Raw genomic sequence first — 21,343 nt, 5'->3', positions numbered from 1 at the left:
ACCTCCATGACCGCGCCGGAGCCGAACTCCTGCTGGAGGGTCTGCAGAATCTGTTTCCGGCCATTGAGTTGATGTGGGCCGACACGGCTTATCGTGGGCTGAAGGACTGGCTCCAGAAGGCCCTGAGCTGGAGATTATCCATCCCGCAGCATTGGTGGAGCGGCGGAACCTGGATGCGGGCTGACGCGGAGCCGCCGACGCGACCGAGTGGCTTCCAGGTGCTCGCACGCAGGTGGGTTGTCGAGCGGACCATCGGTTGGCTCACCACCAACCGGCGGCTCGCCAAGGACTACGAACGCTTGGTCGAGACCGGTGAAATGCTGCTCTATCTCGCCATGAGCCGCATCCTGCTGCGTCGCCTCACGCGAAAGGAAAGATAATTGCTCACCAGCCTCTAAATGAGCCTCACGCTTCAGCCGGTGCGCGTTGCAACCGGCAGCGATGAAGAGGGCATGCTGGTCTTTGGCAAGGGGCAGCGGCTCGTGGCGGTGCTGACCCATCTTTCCGAGAGGAATGAGATTGCTCCCGGCCAATGGTTCCTGGAAGCGGGTTTTGGCCCGCTGGAAGGACCGAGCCACCCCACCTTCGTCGACTTGGAAGCGGCGCAGGCGTAGATCAACCAGCGCCTTGCCAAAGGGCGTTAGGTGTCTCTCCCCAGGTGCCAATGCTGTTTCTGCTCAATGACGTCCATTCCATGCTTCGTCAGCGTCTCTCCATGAGGACGTAGAGACCGGACACCGGCCGCCCTGCCTCAAGCCGAATGTTGCCTTCCACGGCTTCCATAATGACGAAATCGGCGGCCATCGCCTTGAGGTAGTCAAGAGAGTGAGCAAAGCGACCGGAGGGTTGCAGCGTAAAACCTTCCCGTGCTGCAACCTCAATGCTTAAGGCGAACAGCCCCCCTTGTACCATGGCCTCGGCAACGGCCCGCATAAGCGGCCCGAGTTCGCCAAAATAGATCAGCGAATCCGCCGCAAAGATGAGATCGAAGCGGTTTGGTGTCGTCTCGAGATAGGCAATTGCCTCCGACTTGACGAGTTCCGTGTATCCCCCTCGCTTTGCCGCTTCCGCCAGCATGCCCGAGGACAGATCGACCCCGATCAGGGGCTGGCCGAACGGCAGCAATTCCCCGGCTGCAAGTCCGGTGCCACAGCCCAGGTCGAGCATTTGCTTGAAGTCGGTCCGGTGCCCGGCCACAAGCTTCGCCATCCGGCTCGGGGCATTGTATTGAAGCGTCTCGAGCAGTTTGCTGTCGAACCGGGGAGCGAACTGATCAAAATAGCGTTCGATATATTCCGTGGGAGCGGCCGTCATGGACCGCCCGAGGACGGCGTCGAGCAGATAACGCCGGACTGGATCGTCCGGCTTCTCGGCAAGCCGCATCCGGCCAATTTCGGCGGCCGCTTCGAGGTGACCGGAGGCGCTGAGAACGGAAAAGGCATCTCGCACGATGACATCGAGATCCTCACGATCCTCGCCCGCAATCTGGCCGTAGTTTTGAAGGGCTTCTTGGACGCGGCCTTCGATCATGGCCTGAAACGTCAAAGCCCGCGCCCGCTTCTGCCGGGTTGGCGGATCGAGCGGCAGGGTCAGTCGAGCGGCTTCGTCGAACGCTCTCGCGCAACCCGCGAAATCGGATGCGATCAAGGACAGGTGGCCGAGAGCGAAATGAGCCAAGCCGTTGACGGGGTCAAGATCAACGGACATCCGCACGGCAGCCAGGGCCTCTGCATAGCTCTTGCGCCGGAACAACAGCAGGCCAAGCCCGAGATGGGCAGCGGCGGCTTTCGGATTCAGAGCGATCGTGCGGCGGTAGGCGCCTTCGGCCGCCTCAACGTCGTCCAGCCGGTCTGCCACACTGGCGAGGGTCTGCCAGGATTGAGCGCTGTGCGGATTGACTTCCAGGGACTTCCGTATCGCCGCCAGCGCCTGCTCGTCGCGATCCGAAGCGCTGTAGACGCTTGCCAGATCGCGCCAGAGGTCAGGATCTTCAGGCCTGAGAGAGAGTGCGGCTTCAAACGTCCGAGCGGCTGTGTCGAACCGTCCATTCTCCCAATGAACGAGACCGAGCTGTCGCAAGGCGGGGGCCGGATGCCCGAACTGATCGACGATGCGGCCGAAGTCTGGCAGGTTCGCCTGTAAGCTGGCCACCAGCGCCATCGTGACGCTGACGTCAGGAAGTTGGATGTTCGTCATGGAAAGGATCCGAATGTCATTTCTACCTGAAGCCAAATCACCTGCTCTAGGATTAATCGAGCTAGCTTTTCTGGGCCTTGCCGATCGATGCGTCGTATTGCCGAAGGCCGAGAATACCTTCACCTGTTCATGGGAAAGGGCGGAGATTGCCCAGACGCTTGTCCACAACAGGTCCGGAGGTCGGCTCCTGGCACCGGGCAGACCTCTTCGGAATTTCTGCATTGGTAACGTGAGCGGATCTTCATTGAGCGCATCGTGCAGAACCGGAGGTTCGCGTCAGCGAAAAGCAGCCCCGGTTTTCGGCGACGAACGATGCGCAAATTAAGATGCGGATCCGATGCTCCTGTCGGCTCTTGTTCGTCGGTTGATTTCGCCTGTCAGCCCGCCTCATCCTCAAAGGATACAAGTTCGGTAATCCGGTGGGATATCAGGAGCGGCCAGCCGGTCCCTGGACCCGGTCGGGTCTGGACGGCTGGCCCATTGCCTCCCAATCAGTCGGGCCAGTGCATGATCGCCTGAGAGGACCGGTTGCGACGCCCCTCGAGGGGCGTCGCAATGATCTCGTTGGATTGCCGGGCCTTCTCCAGTTCCTCGACGAGCCGCTCTGCGACGACGGTTTCCTGTCCCGGATGAAGATTGCACGGGTCGAGATAGAAATAGCCGTGCTCGACCTCGTGGTCGCGAACGATGATCGGCGTGCGCCCCGATGCGAGAGCGTCGGCGAGGTCCCAGGCTGTGATGTGGGCTCCCTTGGGCTCGATGGCGACCTTGAGACGATCGAGAGGGTTGTTGGTCGGATCCGCCTCGCGGATCGGTGTCACGCCGGGACGACCGGAAAGAGTCTGCTCCCAGAGCTGCAAGTAGCGCGTCTCGCGTTCGCGGACAGCCGCATGGTCCCGCTTCTCCCAGGCTTCGAGAGCGGCGATGGTGCCGAGAATGCCCTCTTTGCCGATCTTCATGCCGCGGCCGATGCCCATGTTCTGCATGTAGGTGGCGCGAACGAGCTCGGTGCGGCCGGCCACGATGCCGCCGGTCAGGCCGCCGAGGAATTTATGGGAGGAATAGAGCGCGATGTCGGCGCCGGCGGCCAGGAACCCCGTCAGGTCGTATTCCGAGGCCGCGTCCACGATCACAGGCACGCCCCGCGCATGGCAGATCTCGACGAATTCCTTGAGCGGGATCAGACCGTACTGCACCGTATGGTGCGATACGACATAGACCGCGGCGGCCGTCCGTTCATTGATGGCGCCATTGAGTTGGTAGCCATAGGCCGAGGTGGCTTGACCCACCGGCACGACCTTCGCGCCCGCGAGGCGGATGCCCTGCTCGACCGGTGCGCCGTAGCTGACCATGTGGCCGGTCATGAGCAGCACTTCGTTCTTGAGATCTTCCGTATTGGGAAGGCGCTCGACTGCAGCAAGATCGCAACCGGTCATGGCCCCCGCAACAGCAAGTGTAATCCCCGCCGAACAGGATGCCGTCACGAAGCCGGCTTCGGTGCCGCAGAGGCGCGCGATCACGCGGCTGGCCTTCTTCTGGAGATCGCCGATCTCGACGAATTGCGGAAGGATCGCCGAGACAGCGGCGACCGCTTCGGGCACGACGATGGATGCGCCGAGCGAGGTCATGGTGCCCGATACGTTGATGATGGGGCGGAGGCCAAGGTCCGAGCGGATGTCTGTCTGGGTCATGGGGCTCTTTGTCTCTATGTTTTATGTTGCCGGAATGGCGTATGTTCCATTATTGAGGAAGCGCGCGAGGGGATGCTGCCAGTCCTGACGGCGGGCCGCAGTTTCTGAAGATCCGGGAGAAGATCCAGTGGACACCAAGTTTCCTGAAGCCGTGAATGCTGCTGCACCCGAGAAGCGCAGCCGCGGCGCGCGCGTCAGCGGTATCGATCGTGCCTTGCAGATCCTGGATTTCCTCCAGGCGGAAATGAAACCGGTCGGTGCCTATGCTGTGGCCAAGGCTGTCGGGGCGCCACTCTCGACGGTTTACGTGATCATCGAGGATCTGGTCGAGAAGAGACTTCTGCAACGGCGCAGCGATGGCACGGTCTGGCTCGGACCGCGCCTTTATCATTACGGTTTGGCTTATGCCGAATCCCTCGACTTCCTGAACGTCGCCACGCACGAGATGCAGGATCTGTGCCGTGAGGTGGAGGAAACCATTCAGATCTGCGGGCGGGACGGAGACCATATGGTCGTGATGGCCATGGCGGACGGACCCGGGCATTTCCGGATCACGTCGAAGATCGGTTCGCGCGTGCCCCTGAACTGGACGGCCTCGGGCCGCCTTCTTCTCGGGCATCTTCCCGATAAGGAACGGCTGGAGGTCTTCAGGCACGCCTCGAAGGTGTCGCCCACAGGGCGTGCCAATACGAACCCGGAGGCACTTTGCGAAGCTTCTGCGAATGCCCTGCGGGAACGCCTGTCGATCCAAATCAACGAGTCGGATTTCTCCGTGGCCTGCATCGCTTCGCCGATCTGCCAGCCGTCCGGAGAGTGTCTTGCGACGATTTCCATTGTGCTGCCGGAGCATCGGGTCGTGCAGGATCGTGACCGCTACACCAATGCTGTCCGCAAGGCGGCCGAAAGGATCGAGGCAACGTTGGGCTGGCGCTGATCCAGGCATGAAGGAACGCCTCATTCCGCGAGAGCGATGATGGCTTCGATCTCGACCGTGATGTTGTTGGGCAGGGACCCGAAGCCGACGGCAGAGCGGGCGTGGCGCCCGGCCTCTCCGAAAACGGCCATCATGAGATCGGAGCATCCGTTGATCACCTTGGGATGCTCGCCGAAGTCGGGTGCCGCGTTCACCATGCCGAGGAGCTTCACGACGCGTTTCACGCGGGACAAGTCACCCAGCGCATCCTGCATGACGGCGAGCAGATTGATACCCGTCAGCTTGGCGTGTTCATAGGCCTTGTCCACATCGACATCGCGGCCGACCTTGCCGGTATGAAGGTAGCCATTCGCCTCCTGCGGTCCTTGTCCCGACAGGAACAGAAGGTTGCCTTCTTGAACATGCGTCACGAAGTTGGCGATCGGACTCGGAGGTTTCGGCAGCGCGAGGCCCAGTTCTTTCAGGCGCTCGTAAGGGTTCGACCCAGTCAGATATTGAACTTCGTTCACAATGTCAGTCCTTGAGAAATAACTTCAGGGTCGCCGTGGCGAATGCAGGCGACGTGATGGTTCGAGCCGACGTCCTCCAGAGGCGGAACGATCTCGGCACAAGCCTCGACGGCGTAACGGCAGCGTGTCCGGAACACGCAACCGGATGGCGGATTGAGGGGACTTGGAATATCGCCTTTCAAAACGATCCGCTGTCGGCTCGCGTTCGGGTCCGGCACCGGAGCAGCCGAGAGAAGCGCCTGCGTATAGGGGTGGCGCGGCATCGCATAGATCTCGCGGCTCGGACCGCGCTCCATGACACGCCCCAGATACATGACGACGACCTCGTCGCAGAGATATTCGACCACCGACAGGTCGTGAGCGATGAAGAGCATCGTCAGGCCGAAATCCTGCTGCAGATCCTGGATCAGGTTGAGGACCTGGGCCTGCACCGAGACATCGAGAGCAGAGACCGGCTCATCCGCCACGATGAAGTCGGGCTCCACCGCCAGGGCACGGGCGATGCCGATGCGCTGCCTCTGCCCGCCTGAGAATTCATGCGGGAAGCGGCGCGCGGCATCCGGATTGAGACCCACTCTCTGCAGCAGTTCTGCGATCCGGTCCCGCCGGGCGCTGCCCTTGACGGGCCGATGGATATCCAGCGCCTCACCGATGATCTGATCGATGCGAAGGCGGGGATTGAGGCTCGAATAGGGATCCTGGAAAATGATCTGGAGCCGGCTCCGATAGTCCCGCATCTCCCGTTCCCGCAAAGTGCGCAGGTCGACACCGTCGAAAAGGATCCGTCCCTCGTCAGGCTCGACGAGGCGGAGGGTGCAGCGGCCGGCGGTGGTCTTGCCCGATCCGGACTCACCGACGAGACCCACGATGGTGCCGCGCTTCACGTCGAAGCTGACGCCGTCGACGGCCTTGACCGTGCCGTTGCGGGTCTGGAACTGCTTGGTGAGCCCCTGGACGCTCAGGAGAGTTTCTGCACTCATAGGGCTTCATGCCTCCAGCACCGGCTGAGATGGGAGGGGCCTGCCGTCATCAGCGGCGGCGGCTCGTCGCAATGCGGGATGCGATAGGGGCAGCGTGGGGCGAAGCTGCATCCCGGCGGGAGTGCGGTCACAGGGGGCACATTGCCCGGGATAGGATTGAGGCGAAGCCTCTCGCCGACGGCGTTGCGATCCCGCGATGCGTTCGGGATGCAGGCCAGAAGACCGCGCGTATAGGGATGCTTCTGGTGCTCGAAGAGGCTGGCGACCGAGCTCTTCTCGACCACGCGGCCCGTATACATGACCACGACGTCGTGAGCGATCTCCGCCACCACGCCGAGATTGTGCGTGACGAACAGGATGCTCATGCCGATTTCGCGCTGCAGACGGCGCAGCAGATCGAGGATTTGCGCCTGAATGGTCACGTCGAGGGCGGTCGTGGGCTCGTCCGCGATCAGAAGGTTCGGATTGCAGGACAGGGCCAGGGCAATCATCACGCGCTGGCGCATGCCGCCCGACATCTGATGCGGGTACTCGTCGAGCCTTCGGTCGGCCGCCGGGATCTCGACGAGATCCAGCATCCGCTTCGCCCGTTGGCGGGCCTCGGCTGACGAGAGCGGCTCGTGAAGCCTGATCATCTCCACGATCTGGTCGCCCACCGTATAAAGAGGGTTGAGGCTCGTCATCGGCTCCTGAAAGATCATGGCGATCTCCCGGCCGCGGATCGCGCGCATCTTCCTCTGCGGCAGGGCCGCAATGTCGATCACCTGACCCTGGCTCGTGCGGTAGAGGATGTTGCCTCCGACGATCCGGCCCGGAGGCGAGAGAAGTCGCATGATCGACAGGCTGGTGACGGATTTGCCCGAGCCGGACTCACCGACGACCGCGACCGTCTCTCCGCGCTTCACGTCGAAGCTCACGCCATCGACCGACTTGGCGACACGGCTGCCGAGCTCGAAGTGAGTGCGCAGGTCCGAGACCTTGAGCACGGTATCGTCGGGCAATTCCGTCATCGGGCGTTGATCCACCCGCAATGCGGACAGGCGGAACTCTCCAGGGCGGACTTCTGGGGCGGGACGTAGCGACTGGCCTTGATGGCCTCCTGTCCTAGGATGGTCCAGACGGGTTCGATCAGGCGCGGCAGGTGCGCGTTGTAGCCCATGGAATCGACGATCCGGAGATCGCTGTCGTTGACCTCGAACACAGTGAACTCGGCCCCTGTGCCGGGAGAGAGAAGGTTCTCGGTCGGGAGACCGATCACTTCCATCGGCGCCCGTGTCGAAGCGTCGATGACGGCCTCGAACGGCATGCCGACGGAGAGAAGCTTCGACATGGTCGTGCCCATGTCCCAGACAGGATTGTCGAGGGAGCGCGCGTGCAGGTCGGTCGAGATCGAGAAGGGCAGGAGGCCGCGCTGAATGGCGAGTTCGGCCACCTTGAACGAGAACGATGCGCCGCCATGACCGACGTCGAGGCGGATCCCGTCCTTGGCGCAGCGTTGCGCCAGCAGGAACAGGTTCTCGTCCTCCATGATGTTCGCTGCGGCCTTGCCGTTGAAGCAGTGGGTCACCACGTCGCCGGGGCCGAGGATCTCGAGAACCTCGTCGAAGACCGGAGGCGGTTCGCCCACATGCACCATCAGCGGCAGCTTCAGGATCTTGGCGACCTTCTTGGCGATCTTCACGGGCGTGATGCCCCAGGCGCCGACGATCACGCCGCTCGCCCGCACCTTGATGCCGATAATGATGTCACGGTTGGCTTCGACGCAGGCAATGGTGCGGTCTATATCGATGGACCGCATGTCGATCAGCTCGCTGACGCGGTTGCAGGCGACAAGACCGATCGAGCCGATATTGAGGAAGGCCTTGATGCGCTCCTTGGCCGGTTCGATGATGTACTCGCGGAAGCCGTGGAAATTGGCCTCGCCGGCCGAGCCGGCGTCCACGATGGTCGTCACGCCCCGCTCGATGCCGCAGACCTGCGGCTTGATCGAGATATCGGTGCCTCCGTGCCAGACATGGGCATGGAGATCGACCCAGCCGGGTGAGACGTAAGCCCCTTTGGCATCGATGCGGCGGGCACCGTCCGGCGCCTGGAGCGAGTTGCCGACGCCGGCAATCTTCCCGTCGCCGCCGATCAGAATATCGGTGGCTTCCTGAGACACGCCTCTGCCGAAGCCGACTGGCTTCACGCCCGAGATCAGAAGAGGCGACGCTTCTGCGTGAAAAGTCATGAGATCAAAGATCCTTTCTCAGGCGCGGATCGAGAAGATCCCGGAAGCCGTCGCCGACCATTTGAAGTGAAAGAACGGATAGGATGATGGCAATGCCGGGAAACAGCGTCATCCAGTCGGCCTGTCCGATATATTGCCATCCGGCCGCAATCATCGTTCCCCAGGTCGGCACCTCGGGGCTTACGCCGAGACCGAGGAAAGACAGCCCCGCTTCCGCCAGCATGGCATAGGCAAAGATGAAGGTGCCCTGCACGAGAATGGGAGACACGAGGTTGCGCAGCACGTGCCGGGACATGATGCGCCAGGTCGGCACTCCCAGTGCACGGGCCGCTTCGACATAAGGCAGTTCACGGATGACGAGCGTGGAGGCTCGTACGATACGGGCAAGGCGCGGTGTGTAGACGATGCCGAGAGCCACGATGACGGTGATGAGGGACGGACCGAGGGCAGCGACGAGCGCAATCGCCAGGAGAATGTCCGGGAAGGCCATCATGGCATCGATGATGCGGGCAATCGGCATGTCGAGACGGCGGAAGAAGCCGGCAACGAGGCCGAGCGTCACGCCAAAAACGGCTGCGAAAGTCACGACCGAGATGCCGACGAGCAGCGAAAGCCGGCCCGCATAGATGGTACGGCTGAACACGTCCCGGCCGAACTCATCCGTTCCGAACCAGTAAATACTGCTCGGCGGCTTGAGCCGGTTCACCACGGAGAGACGGCTCGGCGAGTAGGGCGCAATCAACGGCGCCAGGATCGCCAGTGCCGCGACGATCACGAGGATCAGGAGGCCGAACATGACGGTCTTGCGGGTCACTAGCCGCGAGACGAAGCTCGCTTCGATGAGGGCGGGGGAGCTGACGGCAGCCATCAGTAACGCACCCGCGGGTCGATGAGCAGGTAGAGCATGTCGATCAGGAAGTTGATGAGAACATAGAGCGCCGCGACGATCAGGAGGGCACCCTGGATGACAGGATAATCGCGCCGCAACACGGCCGAGACGACGAGGTTTCCGACACCAGGAAGGCCGAATACGGTTTCCGTCACGACGGCACCGGACACGAGAAGCGCAGCCGTCAGGCCGATCACCGTCAATACCGGGATGAGCGCATTCTTGAAGGCGTGCTTCATGACGACCCGGAATTCGCTCATCCCCTTGGAGCGCGCGGTGCGGACGTAATCGTCGTTCAGAACGTCGAGCATGCTCGCCCGGGTGAAACGCAGGATCAGGGCAGACGACACGATGCCAAGGGAGAACGCGGGCAGTACGAGATGAGACAGCCGCGTGCCGATCCCCGCGCCGGGGCCGCCATATCCCGAGACCGGAAAGATTCCGAGTCGCACGGCGAAGAACTGGATCAGCAGCAGACCGAGCCAGAAGCTCGGCACGGACGCCGCGAGCATAGCCAGGGTCGTGGAGGCCTGATCGAAGAGCGAGCCGCGCCAGTAGGCCGACAGGACGCCGACCGGGATGGCGATCAGAGCGGCGATGAGGATGGAGAACAGCGTCAGAAAGAAGGTCGGCTCGGCCCGGTCTGCCAAAGCAGACAAGACAGGACGGTTCAGGAAGATGGATTCGCCCAGATCGCCCTGCAAAAGCTGACCGAAGAAGATGCCGTATTGAACGATGAGCGGCTGATCGAGACCGAGGCGCGTGCGCAGCATTGCGATGTCCTGAGCCGTCGCATCCGGCCCGAGCATCACGGCGGCAGGGTCACCGGGGGCGATGCGGACGATGATGAACACGATCGTGACGACCACGAACATCACGACCAGCATGCCGAGCAAACGTTGAAGGATGTATTGGCTCATGCGTCGATCTGCATAAAGGAGTGTTCGGGGAGCGCGGAGAGGAGCGCTCCCCAGCTTGCCGTGCGCTTACTTCTTCACCGTCACGTTCCAGAAGTAAGGCCAGGGCGCCGGCACGACACCTTCCAGCTTGGGAGACTGTGCCGACAGAGCATTGAAGTCGCCGATCTTGATGCTGGGGGTTTCGTCGTAGATGACCTTCTGAACTTCAGCCCAGAGAGCAGGGCGCTTCGCCGGATCGCTCTCCGTGTTGAAGGCATCGACCGCCTTCGAGCGGGCGGGGCTCGACCACCAGCCGGGCGAGCTCTCGGAGAGCTGGCCGATGAGGGCGGGTTCCGGAAGGAACGGGCTGTGGGTGATATAGATGTCCCACAGAGCCGGATCGCCGCGCCGCTGGGTCAGCGTTGCCCAGTCGACCACCTGCAGATCGACCGTGAAGCCAGCCTGCTTGAGGTACTCTGCCGCCACCTGGGCCATCTTGTAATGGAATTCGTACTGCCGGCTGGTGAGGATGCGCAAAGGCGCGCCGCTGTAATTGGCCTTCTTCAGAAGCGCCTTGGCCTTGTCCGGATCGGCGACATTGTACTTGCCTTCCACACCTGCCGTCGTGTTCCACACATAGCCCTTGGGATACATCGCTCCGTCGAGCGAATAGAACTCCGGATTGCCGAAGGCCGCAGCCAGCATGTCTTCCATGCTCAGTGCGAGACGCACGGCCATGCGGGAGTCGGCATTGGCCATCACGCCCTGCTTCGTGTTCATCACGAAGACGGGCCAGCCGAACGGCTTGAGAACGACCGGTTTCGAAGTCTGGAGATTCTTGATGCGGTCATAGGATTCGACCGGGATGGAATCGACGTAATCGAACTGCCCGGAAATCGCCCCTTCGACACGCGTATTCGGATCCGGAACCGGCACGAACCGGATCTCGTCGAGGATCGGCTTGCGTGCGCCGCCATAACCGTTCCCGGTGCCTTCGAGTGGCTTATAGGAGTCGTTGCGTACGAGCTGGATGTACTGATCGGGTTTGCGCTCCTTCAGCTTGTAAGGGCCCGTGCCGACCGGCTCCTTCATCGGAACGTCCATCTTCTCCGATGGCATGATCACCGCAGCGGAGTTGTTGAAGGACAGGAGCGCCAGGAGAGGAGCATAGGGCGTCTTCAGAGTGAGGCGCACGGTCGACGGATCCACAGCTTCCAGCTTGTCGACATTGCCGGCGACCTGCTTGCCGCGGGACGCCTGCTCCATCCAGCGCTTGAGAGAGGCGACGACGTCCTCGGACGTCATGTCCGAACCGTCGTGGAACTTGATGCCCTGGCGCAGCTTGATCGTGTAGACCTTGCCGCCCTCGGTGACCTCGGGAAGCGACGCCGCCAGGAGAGGGGTGACCTTCCAATCCTTGTCGAAGGTGAACAGCGTCTCAAAGAAGTGTTGAGTGACGATTCCAACCAGGTCTGCCGTCGAAACCATAGGGTCAAGCGTCGGCGGCTCGCCGATCGTTGCCACGTTGATGATGCCACCTGACTGAGCGAGAACCGGACCTGATGCAAGTATCGCCAAGCCGGTTAGTAATGCTTCTCTGATCCTCATAGTCACCCTCTTGCTCTATAATTATGTATTAATTGCTCTAGTTATGTCATAGTGAGCGAGCAAGGGCCCAAGGTCAATAGCGATGAAGAGGCGTAGCCTCCGCTGGATGGACACTGTCGTTCAGCAGAGACGTGCTCATTCCAGGCGAGCTGTGCCGTGATCATGTCTGGAAGAGCGCAGCACCGCTTTCGGGGCCCTGGGCTCGATCCTGGCGCCATGCCTTTCCTGTCCTGGGCGGCTTCCCGAACGAAAGAATTTGTCAGGTGTGACGCGCTTCACAGCGGTGTCGGTCAAAGTGGTTCAAAGTCCAATCATCGCCAACAGAGAGAGCATCTCAGGCGGTCTTGAGAGCAACGCCAACTTGAAGAGGCCCTATTATGGAAAATTTCCAGTTCTCCGCAAACGACATCGACCAGAGCGCCTTCAACACGTCCTTCGGCGGCAGCGCGACCTCGGCCCAGGTGGCCTCCATCTCGGACGGCGACACCCTCGTCGATGCCAGCCACGACTTCCCGGTCTACTACTAACCCATTCCTCCCGGAGCGCCACACGCGGCAAGCCGTGGCGCTCCACTCCAGCCCTCTCAGCACCCTGAGAGGGCTTTTGCGCGTGTCCTGCACGGTTCCGCTGCGCAAGCCGTCGAGCCTCTCTCGGAAATTCCCGGTCAATGAGAGCGATGTCCGGCTGTGACGCAACTCACAGCCCTATTCTCGAAAGTCATTCAAGGTTCATCGATCGCCGACTGAGAGAGTAGCTCGGGCGGTCTTGAGAGCAACGCCTACTTGAAGAGGTAATTTCATGCCGAATTTTCAGTTTTCCACAAACGACGTCAACCAAGCAGTCGCCAATACGGCCGTGGGCGGCAGCGCAACGTCGGCCCAGGTGGCCAGCATCCACGATCCCGATGCCCTGGTGGATTCCGGCGGCTATGACGGCTCTGCCGACTTAAACTTCCAGATCTCCACCAACCTGATCAATCAGACGGCGGTCAACACGGCCATCGACGTCGACGGCCTGTTCCCCTTCGGCTAACCCACGGCCGTCCCGGAGCGTCATTCTCGGAGCGCCATCGGCTGCCAAAGCCCGTGGCGCTCCTGATTCCCGACTTCCCGGGAACGCGGCAGGGTGACGTCGGCTATTTGATTCCGTTCAAGGCCAAATAAGAACGGATGACCTGGCTGTCATCTTCCTGACCGTCGCCGCGTCCGGAGGCTGCAAGGAACATCTGATGGGCCGCAGCGGCCAGGGGAAGCGCCGCCTTCGTGTCCCGGCCCGCATCGAGAACGATGCCGAGATCCTTCACGAAGATGTCGACTGCGCTGGTGACCTCGGGGGCCGACTGAAGCATGCGCGGTCCCCGGTCTTTGAGCATCCAACTTGAGGCGGCGGACCCGCTCATGATCTGCAGAAGGATATTGAGATCGACGCCGACCTTTGAGGCCAGGGCGAAAGCCTCCGCGACAACGGCAATGTGCACACCGCAGAGGAGTTGATTGACGGTCTTGACCATCGCGCCTTGGCCCGGGCGCTCACCAACATGAAAAACCTTGTCGCCCATTGCGTCGAAGACCGGTTTTACGACCTCGAACGTGTCGCGGGGCCCGGCCGCCATGATCGTCAGCGTTGCCGCCTTGGCACCCGCGACTCCGCCCGAGACGGGAGCGTCGATCAGACGCCTTCCGGCCCGACGCACCCGCTCTTCGATGGCTTCCACCGCTGCAGGAGGACAGGTTGCCATCAGGACGACCACGCCGTTCTCGCGCAGCGTCTCCAAAGCGCCGCCTTCGAAGAGCACGGCCTCGGCCTGTGCCGCGTTCACCACCATCAAAATCAGGGCATCCGCCTCGGTTGCCGCTTCACTGGCGCTTCCCGCGCGCTTCCCTCCGGCATCCTCGAGCGCGTTGAGGGCATTGGCGCTCAGATCGAACCCGGTGACCGTGAATCCTTTCCTGAGGAGGTTCGATGCCATCGGCAGTCCCATGGCACCAAGGCCGACAAATGCAACGCGGATCATTTCGTTCATCCTTCGCGGTAACGATTATCGATACTGTGCCGGCCGGATCGTCAAAAGGAGCAGAGCGTCCGACTCGTGCTTAAGTAGGACGCCCCTCGGCTCAGTAAATCGTCAGTGCCGGAATGTAGCTCACGGCAAGGAGGACCAGCATGGCGACACCGAAGTAGGGCCAGAGCTCGCGGGTGGTGTCCGCCAATGACGATCGTGTGATCGAGGAGGAGATGAACAGCGTGGTCCCGATGGGGGGAGTGTAGAGCCCGATGCCGAGGTTCAGCACCATGATGATCCCGAGTTGCACCGGATCGAGCCCGATCGTCGCCGCCAAGGGAACGAAAATCGGCCCGAGGAGCAGGATGGCGGGCGGCAGATCCAGCGGCATGCCGACGACGAGGAGCAGGATATTCATGGCCAGGATCACCAACAGAGGATTGCTGATCGTGGCCGTGACCCATTCGGCGAAGCGGATCGGCACCTCGTCGAAGGTCAGGATCCAGCCGACGATGGCGCTGCCCATAATCACGAGCATGACGACACCGGTCGCGATGCCTGACTCGATCAGGCTGTGATGGAAGCGTTTCCACGTCAGGTCGCGATAGAAGAGAGCGCTGAGGGCAAGCGCGTAGACGACAGCCAGAACCGAGATCTCGGTCGGTGTGGCGATGCCGAAGCGCAATCCGAGCAGGATCAGGATCGGCATCAGAAGGGCAGGGCCGCTCAGAACCGCAAGTTTGAGAAGCTCCATCCGACTGACAGCCGGATCCTCGGAATGGATGCCGCGCCTCCGCGCGATCCAGCTGCAGGTCATGATGAACCCGCCTGCCATGAGGATGCCTGGGAGAATTCCTGCCGTGAACAGGTCGGCGATGCTGACGCCGCTCACGAGAGAATAGAGGATCAGAGGGATCGAGGGCGGAGTCAGAATGTCGATCACCGCCGATGTGGCGTTGTTGGCCGCGCAGAGCCCGGCCGGATAACCCTGCCGCTTCTGCCAGGGGATGAGCACTGACCCGAGGGCGCTGGCGTTGGCGACCGCGCTCCCGGAGACCCCACCGAAGACCACCGAAGCGACGACCGTGGTCGAGAGCGGCCCTCCGCGCCAGCGCTGCATCGACTTGGTGGCGAAGGAAAGGAGCTCCTGTCCCAGCTTGCCGCCGAGCATCAGGCTGCCTGCCATCATGAAGAAGGGCAGGGCGAGCATCGGAAAGGATTGCGTCTGCTGATACATCTGCTGCGCGACGATCATCAGGGGCAGCTCTCTCTGCCAAGCCAGCGTCGCGCCGGCCGCGATGACCAGGGCATGGCCGACGGGGATCGCCAGCAGCATCAGGATTGTGAAGACAACGACGAGAACGATGCTCATATGCCGGTTTCCTCCGGATCAGGGGTCGGCATGGCTTCGGGGCCGATCACGGCGACCCGCAGGGCCAGGGCGAAGGTCGTCAGAATGACCGCAATGCAGCCGAGGGCGAGCGCATAGTAGCTGTAGCTGCTGGACAGGCCGAGCACGGGACTTTTTTCGATGGACACGATGTCGGCGACTCCCATCGCCTCCCAACCGAGGACAGCATAGGAGGCGATGTTGATGGCGTGACCGACGAGGAGCAGGATGCGGGCCCCTTGCCGGTTCAGGCGGGAGAGAACGGATTCGACCGCCATGTGGCCGCCCTTCTGAACGGCGAGCGCCACACCTGCCATGATGAACCACGGGAAGAGGCGCTCAGGAAGCTCCTGGGCGAAGCGGAAGCCGCCGCTCTCGAGGACGTAGCGGGCGACGACGTTCGCCGTGAGGATCGCGAGCAGTGCGATCCCCGTCAGCAGAATGACCGCTCGGCATGTGAAACCGACAACACGGTCTAGGACACCAGCCACAGCGAGCGCGCCGCCCCCCGTGGCCAGCTCTTGTTCGTGTGGGGGAGCGGGGCGACACGCGTCATGGCATCAGCTCCGGGCGGTTTTCGCAAGCCGATCGACGAAATCGCCGAAAGGCTTGGAGCGCCAGGTGTCGATCACCTTGGCGGACGCTTCCCGGAAGGCTGCCTTGTCGACTTCGTTGACCGCGAGCTTCGGATTGGCACGGAACTCGCTGTTGTACCTGGCCTCGTTCTCGGCGAACAACTTGCGCTGCAGGTCGCCGGCTTCCTTGGCGGCAGCCTTGACGATGTCCCTGTCGGCTGCGGGCAGCCGCGTCCAGGTGATCTGCGACATCAGGAAGGGAGAGCTCTCCCACTTATGGCCCGAGAGACTGATGAACTTGTTCACCTCGAAGAGCTTCGAGCTGGCGATATTGGTCAGCGGATTCTCCTGACCGTCCACGACACCCTGCTGCAGGGCGACATAGAGCTCGCCGAAGCTGATCTGCTCCGTTCCGGCCCCCAAAGCCTGGAAGATATCGATCGTCATCGGGTCCGGCGGCGTGCGGATCTTCAGGCCCTTCAGGTCGGCCGGCTTGGCGACCGGCCGCTTGCTGTTGGTGATGTGGCGTATGCCGTTGTCCCACCAGCCGAGGGGAACCATCTGGACCTTGGAAAAGCGCTGAGCGAGCTCCTCGCCGATCGGCCCTTCCAGCACCTTGAAGGCTGCGGCGCTGTCCTCGAACAGGAACGGCAGCCCGAGAGTCGCAATCTCCGGCACGAGAGCCGAGGTGGAGCCCTGGCTGTTGACGGTCATATCGACCGCACCGGTTCGGAGACTCGTCAGCAGGGACTGCTCGTTGCCGAGCTGCTCGGATCCGGCAACACGAACGCTGATGCGCCCGCCGGAGCGCTCCTTGACCAGCTCGCCGAAGCGCTCGGTCGCAATGCTTCTCGGATTGCCGGGGGCCGCGTTGTGGCCCAGCGTCAGATTTGTTGCGGCATGGGCGCCGCGGGGAAGCGACAGAACGGCCGGTGCCGCGAAGGCTCCGGCAATCAGGGTACGGCGCGAAATCGTGCTCTTCATGTGCGTTCTCCTCTGGGGTCCTGCCCGTTGGCCGGGCTTCTTGACTGTTGTGATGTTTGGCAGTTGCCACATGGGCTCTGCCGAACCTCGGAGCAGCCGGGGCGCTCCGAGGGAGATCATTCTAGAGCCAGCCTTTGATGCTGCGTGTCATGGCGCTGACGGACAGTCCGTAACGATCGTGCAATGTCGGAAGAGCGCCAGCATCCAGGAATTCATCGGGCAGGGCGATCTGGCGGAAGGCCGTCGGGAACACGCCTGAGCGCATCAGGAGCCCGGCGACCGCTTCGCCGAGGCCGCCGACGATCGTGTGGTTCTCCGCCACGACCACCATGCGGCCAGTCCGCGACGCTTCCTTCAGAATCGTCGCCTCATCCAGCGGCTTGATGGTGGGCACGTGCAGCACGCCGACGTCGACATTGTCATGGGAGAGCGCTTCGGCGGCCTCGAGCGCACGCATCGTCATCAAGCCGGACGAGACGATCAGCACGTCATGACCGTCCCGCAGCGTCTTGGCCTTCCCGAACTCGAACGTGTAGCCGTACTCGTCGAGAACGACCGGCACGTTGCCGCGCAGCAGACGCATATAGACGGGACCGTTGTGAGCCGCGATGGCCGGAACGGCCTGCTCGATCTCATGGGCGTCGCATGGATCGATAATGGCGATGTTCGGCATGCCCCGGAAGATGGCGATATCCTCGGTGGCCTGATGGCTCGGCCCGTAGCCGGTTGTCAGGCCGGGCAGGGCGCACACGATCTTCACGTTGAGGTTTTCCTCGGCGATCGCCATGCAGATGAAGTCGTAAGCCCTTCGCGCCGCAAACACCGCGTAGGTCGTGGCGAAAGGCATGAAGCCCTCCCGCGCCATGCCGGCGGCGGCGCTGATCAGGAGCTGTTCCGCCATGCCCATCTGGTAGAATCGGTCGGGGTGCGCCTTGGCGAAGACGTGCAGATCCGTGTACTTCGCGAGATCCGCCGTCAGCCCCACGATCTCCGGCCGGCTTTCGGCCAGAGCCGCCAGCGCGTGGCCGAACGGGGCCGGTTTCGTGCGCTGGTCCGGGCCGGCGAGCGAAGCGATCATCGCCGAGGTCGTCAGCCGCGGCTTGTCCGCCGTGTCCTGTCCTCCCTCGCCCTGCTCGCCGAGCCATGCTGGCCGTGTGTATTTCGAGCGCCTCATGCTGTCCTCCCGGCGTCGAGCAGTTCGAGGGCCTTCCGCCATTCGTGCGGCTCGACCCGCAGGAAGTGGTTGCGTTCGCGCTCCTCGAGGAATGGAACGCCCTTAGCCATCTTGGTGTCGCAGATGATGATGCGGGGCTTCGGCTCGGCGAGGTTTCGGGCTGCGTCGAAAGCCGCCACCAGGGCGTCGATATCGTTGCCGTTTACGCGCTGCACGTGCCAGCCGAACGACTCGAAGCGGGCTTCGAGGGGTTCGAAGCCCGTGACCTGGGAAGCGGGTCCGTCTGCCTGCTGATTGTTGACGTCGACGATCCCGATCAGGTTGTCGAGTTTCCAGTGACTGGCCGACCAGGCGCCTTCCCAGATGGAGCCCTCGCCCAATTCGCCGTCGGAAAACAGGCAATAGACGAAGGAGCTCGATTGCTTGCGCTTCAAGCCAAGGCAGAACCCGACCGCCAGGCCGAGGCCGTGCCCGAGGGATCCGCCGGTGATTTCCATGCCCGGCGTGTAGGCTGCCATGCCCGACATGGGCAAACGGCTATCGTCGGTCCCGTAGCTTTCAAGCTCGTCGTCGAGGATGATTCCGGCTTCGATCAAGGCTGCGTAAAGAGCGATGGCATAGTGGCCGATGGAGAGCAGGAAACGGTCGCGCTCCTCCCATTCCGGATTCTCGGGCCGGTAGCGCATGGCGTGGAAATACGACACCGCCAGAACGTCGGCGATTCCGAGAGCCTGGGCAATATAGCCCTGGCCCTGCACTTCGCCCATGCGCAATGCATTGCGGCGGATGCGATAGGCCCGGTCCACGAGGGATACGTTGGACAGGGCAGGCTGCGGAGCCCGTGGCATCGCTTGGCTCGTGCTCATGATTATCGATTTCTCCAGGTTTGGAGGGCGCGGGCGGACCGGCGCCCCATGCTGCCGGTCAGTGGATCAGCATTCCGCCGTTCACATCGATGACGGCGCCGGTGATGTAGGCGGACAGGTCCGAGGCGAGGAACAGGTAGGCTCCCGCCACATCCTCCGCATCGCCGAGACGGTTGAGAGGGATCCCTTTCAGGATGTCCCGGCGCATCTCATCAGTGAGCTTGCCGCCCGTGATGTCCGTCTGGATCAGACCGGGCGTGACGCAGTTGACGCGGATGCCGTCCGGCCCGAGCTCGCGCGCCATGGCCTTTGCAAGGCCGAGAACGCCGGCCTTGGCGGCCGAGTAGTGCGGGCCGCCGAAGATCCCGCCGCCGCGCTGAGCCGAAACGGACGACATGCATGCGATCGAGCCCCGGCGGCGGGAGCGCATATGCGGAATGAACGCCTGGCTCAGGTAGAGAACGCCGGTCAGGTTCACGTCGAGGATGCGGTGCCAGCTCGCCGCGTCGATCTCCATCGTCTTCACCGGCTGGGTGATGCCGGCATTGTTGAGAAGGATGTCGACATGCCCGAAAGCCGTGATGGCTGAATCGGCGGCGCGTCTGCACTCATCGAGGTCCGTGACGTTGCACCGGATGCCGATGTGGTCGGGTCCCAGCGACGCGGCCGCTTCCCTGGCTCCCTGTTCGTCAATGTCGAGAATGGCTACCTTCGCCCCGTGGGCGGCAAAAAGGCGGGCAGTCGCCTGTCCGATTCCGCGCGGGCTCGCCGCGCCGGAAATGACCGCGGTCTTTCCTTCGAGAAGCATTGTTTCCTCCAACGGAAATCGTCGTTCTTGTCTTTGTTGGGAGAATTATTTTCCACATTGATCCGTTGGACAAACGCGCCGTTTACACCCTCTGTTGAATCTGGTTCACTAATCCGATGCTTCAGCAGGTTCCGCTTTCCTTCCTGAGGATCTTTGAAGCGGCTGGCCGGACTGGGTCCTTCCGTGCGGCCGCCGCAGAACTCAACCTGACGCCCAGCGCGGTGAGCCACGCGATCCGGAAGCTCGAGCAGGTTCTCGGAATCCCTCTTTTCGACCGCGATACGCGCAATGTGCGGCTCAGCTACGAGGGCGAGGCGCTGATGCGCCACGTCGGCCGGGCGTTCGAAGAGTTGCGACGCGGCATGGAAGTGGTGTCCACCCGTGGTCCATTGCTCCTGCGTCTGCACTCTGCCCCGAGCTTTGCGGCGCAATGGCTGACGCCTCGCCTTGCCGATTTCCTGAAACGTTATCCCGGCATGGATGTCCGCCTCGCTGCAGGAACAGATTATACGCGGTTCAGCTCGGACGAGTTCGATGCGGACATCGTTTACGGGGCTCCACGCGTCGAGGGACTGATCGTCGTACCGCTCGGTGAGGAGACGATCACACCTCTGTGTGCTCCTGAACTCGCATCGACGCTCAACACTCCGGCGGACCTGTTCAATCATGTCATGATTCAAACCGACAGCAAGCAGATCCAGTGGGCGGACTGGTTTGCGGCGAATGGGCTTGCCGGACCGTCTCCGAATGGGAGCCGGTTCGATCGCAGCTTTCTGGCTATAGCGGCGGCAGCGGAAGGCCTTGGTGCCGCGTTGGAATCCACGCGTCTGGCGGAAAGGGAACTCGCCTCGGGACGACTGGTCATGCCGTTGGACGGGAAATCCAACTCGGTCCGGTACATCGGACATAATCTGGTTTTCCCCCGCTATGTTCGGCAACGCCGTCCTCTAAGAGCCTTTGCCGAGTGGCTTCTGGCCGAACTTGAGATCGAGGCTCAACTTCCTCAGTGGGATCTGAATCCCGCGCTTCGGCCATAAGGATCGCGACGGCGAGTCGATGGTCGCGGCAGCGCGAGCGCTTCGACGAATGCAATGTGGAAGGACCAACAATGGTCAGGTTCATTGACCTATGTACGGTGATTGTTGCTCATCTGTGAAAGCCGGAGACTTCACTGCTTGATATGAAGCAGTTCTTCCTAGAATATTCAGTCCAACAACACCTTGAGCCTGCATCAGATGGGCATTGGGAATGATCGGGGGCCGGGAGGAAGCGCATGCTTCGATGCGAGCGCGCGACTTGGACGTTTCAGACGTCTGCCGCCGGTCCGGATGAACCCATCCGGACAAACCATCGTGCGGACAGGTCATCATCCGGCCAGCCCGAAGCAGCAGGCTCATGAGTTCCCCCAAAATCCGGGCCGGCGAATTCGCTATTCTCGCCGGGCTCTCGGTTTCGGAGAACGCAGTCGGCGCCAGGGCGGGTGAAGGACACATCACCGACGCGTTCCCGCCCTTCGCAGAAGCGTCTTCGGGCGAACTTATCCACATCACGTTCGATCCGGTTCTCGTCCATGACCGCGGCTGGAGGACAGAACCGAGGATCGACTGA

Annotated in this window: 23 protein-coding genes; 7 read left to right on the top strand and 16 right to left on the bottom strand. The window is 62.2% G+C overall.

The genetic code is table 11. The features are described from left to right. Window positions 1-380 (top strand): transposase (locus FS320_RS11740; protein ID WP_152711663.1); only part of this gene is annotated, 380 nt, incomplete at its 5' end. Between the two features lie 18 nt (window positions 381-398). Beyond that, the gene (locus FS320_RS11735; protein WP_152711661.1) at window positions 399-614 is read left to right on the top strand and encodes a hypothetical protein; all 216 of its coding nucleotides are present in this window, start codon (window positions 399-401) and stop codon (window positions 612-614) included. An 88-nt stretch (window positions 615-702) separates the two neighbouring features. Here FS320_RS11735 and FS320_RS11730 read toward each other — a convergent pair whose 3' ends face one another. Together FS320_RS11730 and FS320_RS11725 are read right to left on the bottom strand one after the other, a co-directional pair. Further along, window positions 703-2,196: a tetratricopeptide repeat protein gene (locus tag FS320_RS11730; RefSeq protein ID WP_162002944.1), complete on the bottom strand. Its 1,494-nt coding sequence runs from the start codon at window positions 2,194-2,196 to the stop codon at window positions 703-705. A 491-nt stretch (window positions 2,197-2,687) separates the two neighbouring features. After that, window positions 2,688-3,887 carry an aminotransferase class V-fold PLP-dependent enzyme gene (locus FS320_RS11725; RefSeq protein WP_152711657.1) on the bottom strand — a complete coding sequence of 400 codons (1,200 nt, stop codon included), beginning with the start codon at window positions 3,885-3,887 and terminating at the stop codon, window positions 2,688-2,690. A gap of 127 nt (window positions 3,888-4,014) precedes the next feature. Here FS320_RS11725 and FS320_RS11720 point away from each other — a divergent pair, with 127 nt between their 5' ends. Further along, on the top strand, window positions 4,015-4,821 hold the full coding sequence (locus tag FS320_RS11720; RefSeq protein ID WP_162002943.1) for an IclR family transcriptional regulator domain-containing protein: 807 nt from the start codon (window positions 4,015-4,017) through the stop codon (window positions 4,819-4,821). Window positions 4,822-4,841: 20 nt separating this feature from the next. Here the strand turns inward: FS320_RS11720 and FS320_RS11715 are convergent, their stop codons facing one another. The 7 genes from FS320_RS11715 to FS320_RS11685 form a co-directional block, all read right to left on the bottom strand. Next, window positions 4,842-5,330 (bottom strand): Atu1372/SO_1960 family protein, encoded by a 489-nt coding sequence (locus tag FS320_RS11715; protein WP_162002942.1) that lies wholly within the window; start codon window positions 5,328-5,330, stop codon window positions 4,842-4,844. After that, window positions 5,327-6,310, bottom strand: coding sequence for an ABC transporter ATP-binding protein (locus FS320_RS11710; RefSeq protein WP_152711655.1), 984 nt, complete (start codon window positions 6,308-6,310; stop codon window positions 5,327-5,329). The genes FS320_RS11715 and FS320_RS11710 overlap by 4 nt, the downstream gene beginning before the upstream one ends. Next, window positions 6,307-7,320, bottom strand: coding sequence for an ABC transporter ATP-binding protein (locus FS320_RS11705; RefSeq protein ID WP_152711653.1), 1,014 nt, complete (start codon window positions 7,318-7,320; stop codon window positions 6,307-6,309). The genes FS320_RS11710 and FS320_RS11705 overlap by 4 nt, the downstream gene beginning before the upstream one ends. Continuing rightward, complete coding sequence (locus FS320_RS11700) at window positions 7,317-8,540, bottom strand: amidohydrolase/deacetylase family metallohydrolase (RefSeq protein WP_152711651.1); 1,224 nt, start codon at window positions 8,538-8,540, stop codon at window positions 7,317-7,319. The genes FS320_RS11705 and FS320_RS11700 overlap by 4 nt, the downstream gene beginning before the upstream one ends. A 4-nt stretch (window positions 8,541-8,544) precedes the next feature. Further along, a complete protein-coding gene (locus FS320_RS11695; RefSeq protein ID WP_152711649.1) occupies window positions 8,545-9,408 on the bottom strand; it encodes an ABC transporter permease in 864 nt (287 codons plus the stop codon). Continuing rightward, window positions 9,408-10,349, bottom strand: a complete 942-nt coding sequence (locus FS320_RS11690; protein WP_162002941.1) for an ABC transporter permease — start codon at window positions 10,347-10,349, stop codon at window positions 9,408-9,410. The genes FS320_RS11695 and FS320_RS11690 overlap by 1 nt, the downstream gene beginning before the upstream one ends. 66 nt (window positions 10,350-10,415) lie before the next feature. Then, window positions 10,416-11,936: an ABC transporter substrate-binding protein gene (locus tag FS320_RS11685; protein ID WP_152711647.1), complete on the bottom strand. Its 1,521-nt coding sequence runs from the start codon at window positions 11,934-11,936 to the stop codon at window positions 10,416-10,418. Window positions 11,937-12,313: 377 nt separating this feature from the next. Here FS320_RS11685 and FS320_RS45125 point away from each other — a divergent pair, with 377 nt between their 5' ends. Next, the gene (locus tag FS320_RS45125) at window positions 12,314-12,463 is read left to right on the top strand and encodes a hypothetical protein (RefSeq protein WP_153885298.1); all 150 of its coding nucleotides are present in this window, start codon (window positions 12,314-12,316) and stop codon (window positions 12,461-12,463) included. A 271-nt stretch (window positions 12,464-12,734) separates the two neighbouring features. Beyond that, a complete protein-coding gene (locus FS320_RS11680; protein ID WP_152711645.1) occupies window positions 12,735-12,968 on the top strand; it encodes a hypothetical protein in 234 nt (77 codons plus the stop codon). Window positions 12,969-13,071: 103 nt separating this feature from the next. Here the strand turns inward: FS320_RS11680 and FS320_RS11675 are convergent, their stop codons facing one another. From FS320_RS11675 to FS320_RS11645, 7 genes are all read right to left on the bottom strand, one after another. Beyond that, the gene (locus FS320_RS11675) at window positions 13,072-13,959 is read right to left on the bottom strand and encodes an NAD(P)-dependent oxidoreductase (RefSeq protein ID WP_202882852.1); all 888 of its coding nucleotides are present in this window, start codon (window positions 13,957-13,959) and stop codon (window positions 13,072-13,074) included. A 91-nt stretch (window positions 13,960-14,050) separates the two neighbouring features. Beyond that, window positions 14,051-15,310 (bottom strand): TRAP transporter large permease, encoded by a 1,260-nt coding sequence (locus FS320_RS11670; protein ID WP_152711641.1) that lies wholly within the window; start codon window positions 15,308-15,310, stop codon window positions 14,051-14,053. Further along, window positions 15,307-15,819, bottom strand: coding sequence for a TRAP transporter small permease subunit (locus tag FS320_RS11665; protein WP_162002940.1), 513 nt, complete (start codon window positions 15,817-15,819; stop codon window positions 15,307-15,309). Before FS320_RS11665 ends, FS320_RS11670 begins: the two co-directional genes overlap by 4 nt. A 69-nt stretch (window positions 15,820-15,888) precedes the next feature. Next, entirely contained in the window at window positions 15,889-16,887 is a 999-nt protein-coding gene (locus tag FS320_RS11660) for a TRAP transporter substrate-binding protein (RefSeq protein ID WP_152711637.1), read from the bottom strand. 121 nt (window positions 16,888-17,008) lie between these two features. Next, entirely contained in the window at window positions 17,009-18,061 is a 1,053-nt protein-coding gene (locus FS320_RS11655; protein WP_152711635.1) for a transketolase family protein, read from the bottom strand. Then, on the bottom strand, window positions 18,058-18,927 hold the full coding sequence (locus FS320_RS11650; RefSeq protein WP_244627097.1) for a transketolase: 870 nt from the start codon (window positions 18,925-18,927) through the stop codon (window positions 18,058-18,060). Before FS320_RS11650 ends, FS320_RS11655 begins: the two co-directional genes overlap by 4 nt. 58 nt (window positions 18,928-18,985) lie before the next feature. Then, the gene (locus FS320_RS11645) at window positions 18,986-19,735 is read right to left on the bottom strand and encodes an SDR family NAD(P)-dependent oxidoreductase (RefSeq protein ID WP_152711633.1); all 750 of its coding nucleotides are present in this window, start codon (window positions 19,733-19,735) and stop codon (window positions 18,986-18,988) included. Window positions 19,736-19,851: 116 nt separating this feature from the next. On the opposite strand from FS320_RS11645, the gene FS320_RS11640 reads away from it, so the two are divergent. Both FS320_RS11640 and FS320_RS11635 read left to right on the top strand, forming a co-directional pair. Next, on the top strand, window positions 19,852-20,772 hold the full coding sequence (locus tag FS320_RS11640; protein WP_152711631.1) for a LysR substrate-binding domain-containing protein: 921 nt from the start codon (window positions 19,852-19,854) through the stop codon (window positions 20,770-20,772). 358 nt (window positions 20,773-21,130) lie between these two features. After that, window positions 21,131-21,343 (top strand): hypothetical protein, encoded by a 213-nt coding sequence (locus FS320_RS11635; protein WP_152711629.1) that lies wholly within the window; start codon window positions 21,131-21,133, stop codon window positions 21,341-21,343.

This window comes from Microvirga tunisiensis, from assembly GCF_009296175.1.
GTDB classification, from domain to species: Bacteria; Pseudomonadota; Alphaproteobacteria; order Rhizobiales; family Beijerinckiaceae; genus Microvirga; species Microvirga tunisiensis.
The sequence above is the reverse complement of the archived record's forward strand: the minus strand, read 5'-3'. Positions and strand labels throughout refer to the sequence as shown.

Coding starts and splice junctions, on each gene's coding strand:
- FS320_RS11735 (WP_152711661.1), top strand. CDS start 399: ATGAGCCTCACGCTTCAGCCGGTGCGCGTTGCAACCGGCAGCGATGAA.
- FS320_RS11730 (WP_162002944.1), bottom strand. CDS start 2,196: ATGACGAACATCCAACTTCCTGACGTCAGCGTCACGATGGCGCTGGTG.
- FS320_RS11725 (WP_152711657.1), bottom strand. CDS start 3,887: ATGACCCAGACAGACATCCGCTCGGACCTTGGCCTCCGCCCCATCATC.
- FS320_RS11710 (WP_152711655.1), bottom strand. CDS start 6,310: ATGAGTGCAGAAACTCTCCTGAGCGTCCAGGGGCTCACCAAGCAGTTC.
- FS320_RS11705 (WP_152711653.1), bottom strand. CDS start 7,320: ATGACGGAATTGCCCGACGATACCGTGCTCAAGGTCTCGGACCTGCGC.
- FS320_RS11700 (WP_152711651.1), bottom strand. CDS start 8,540: ATGACTTTTCACGCAGAAGCGTCGCCTCTTCTGATCTCGGGCGTGAAG.
- FS320_RS11695 (WP_152711649.1), bottom strand. CDS start 9,408: ATGGCTGCCGTCAGCTCCCCCGCCCTCATCGAAGCGAGCTTCGTCTCG.
- FS320_RS11690 (WP_162002941.1), bottom strand. CDS start 10,349: ATGAGCCAATACATCCTTCAACGTTTGCTCGGCATGCTGGTCGTGATG.
- FS320_RS11685 (WP_152711647.1), bottom strand. CDS start 11,936: ATGAGGATCAGAGAAGCATTACTAACCGGCTTGGCGATACTTGCATCA.
- FS320_RS45125 (WP_153885298.1), top strand. CDS start 12,314: ATGGAAAATTTCCAGTTCTCCGCAAACGACATCGACCAGAGCGCCTTC.
- FS320_RS11680 (WP_152711645.1), top strand. CDS start 12,735: ATGCCGAATTTTCAGTTTTCCACAAACGACGTCAACCAAGCAGTCGCC.
- FS320_RS11675 (WP_202882852.1), bottom strand. CDS start 13,959: ATGAACGAAATGATCCGCGTTGCATTTGTCGGCCTTGGTGCCATGGGA.
- FS320_RS11670 (WP_152711641.1), bottom strand. CDS start 15,310: ATGAGCATCGTTCTCGTCGTTGTCTTCACAATCCTGATGCTGCTGGCG.
- FS320_RS11660 (WP_152711637.1), bottom strand. CDS start 16,887: ATGAAGAGCACGATTTCGCGCCGTACCCTGATTGCCGGAGCCTTCGCG.
- FS320_RS11655 (WP_152711635.1), bottom strand. CDS start 18,061: ATGAGGCGCTCGAAATACACACGGCCAGCATGGCTCGGCGAGCAGGGC.
- FS320_RS11650 (WP_244627097.1), bottom strand. CDS start 18,927: ATGAGCACGAGCCAAGCGATGCCACGGGCTCCGCAGCCTGCCCTGTCC.
- FS320_RS11645 (WP_152711633.1), bottom strand. CDS start 19,735: ATGCTTCTCGAAGGAAAGACCGCGGTCATTTCCGGCGCGGCGAGCCCG.
- FS320_RS11640 (WP_152711631.1), top strand. CDS start 19,852: ATGCTTCAGCAGGTTCCGCTTTCCTTCCTGAGGATCTTTGAAGCGGCT.
- FS320_RS11635 (WP_152711629.1), top strand. CDS start 21,131: ATGAGTTCCCCCAAAATCCGGGCCGGCGAATTCGCTATTCTCGCCGGG.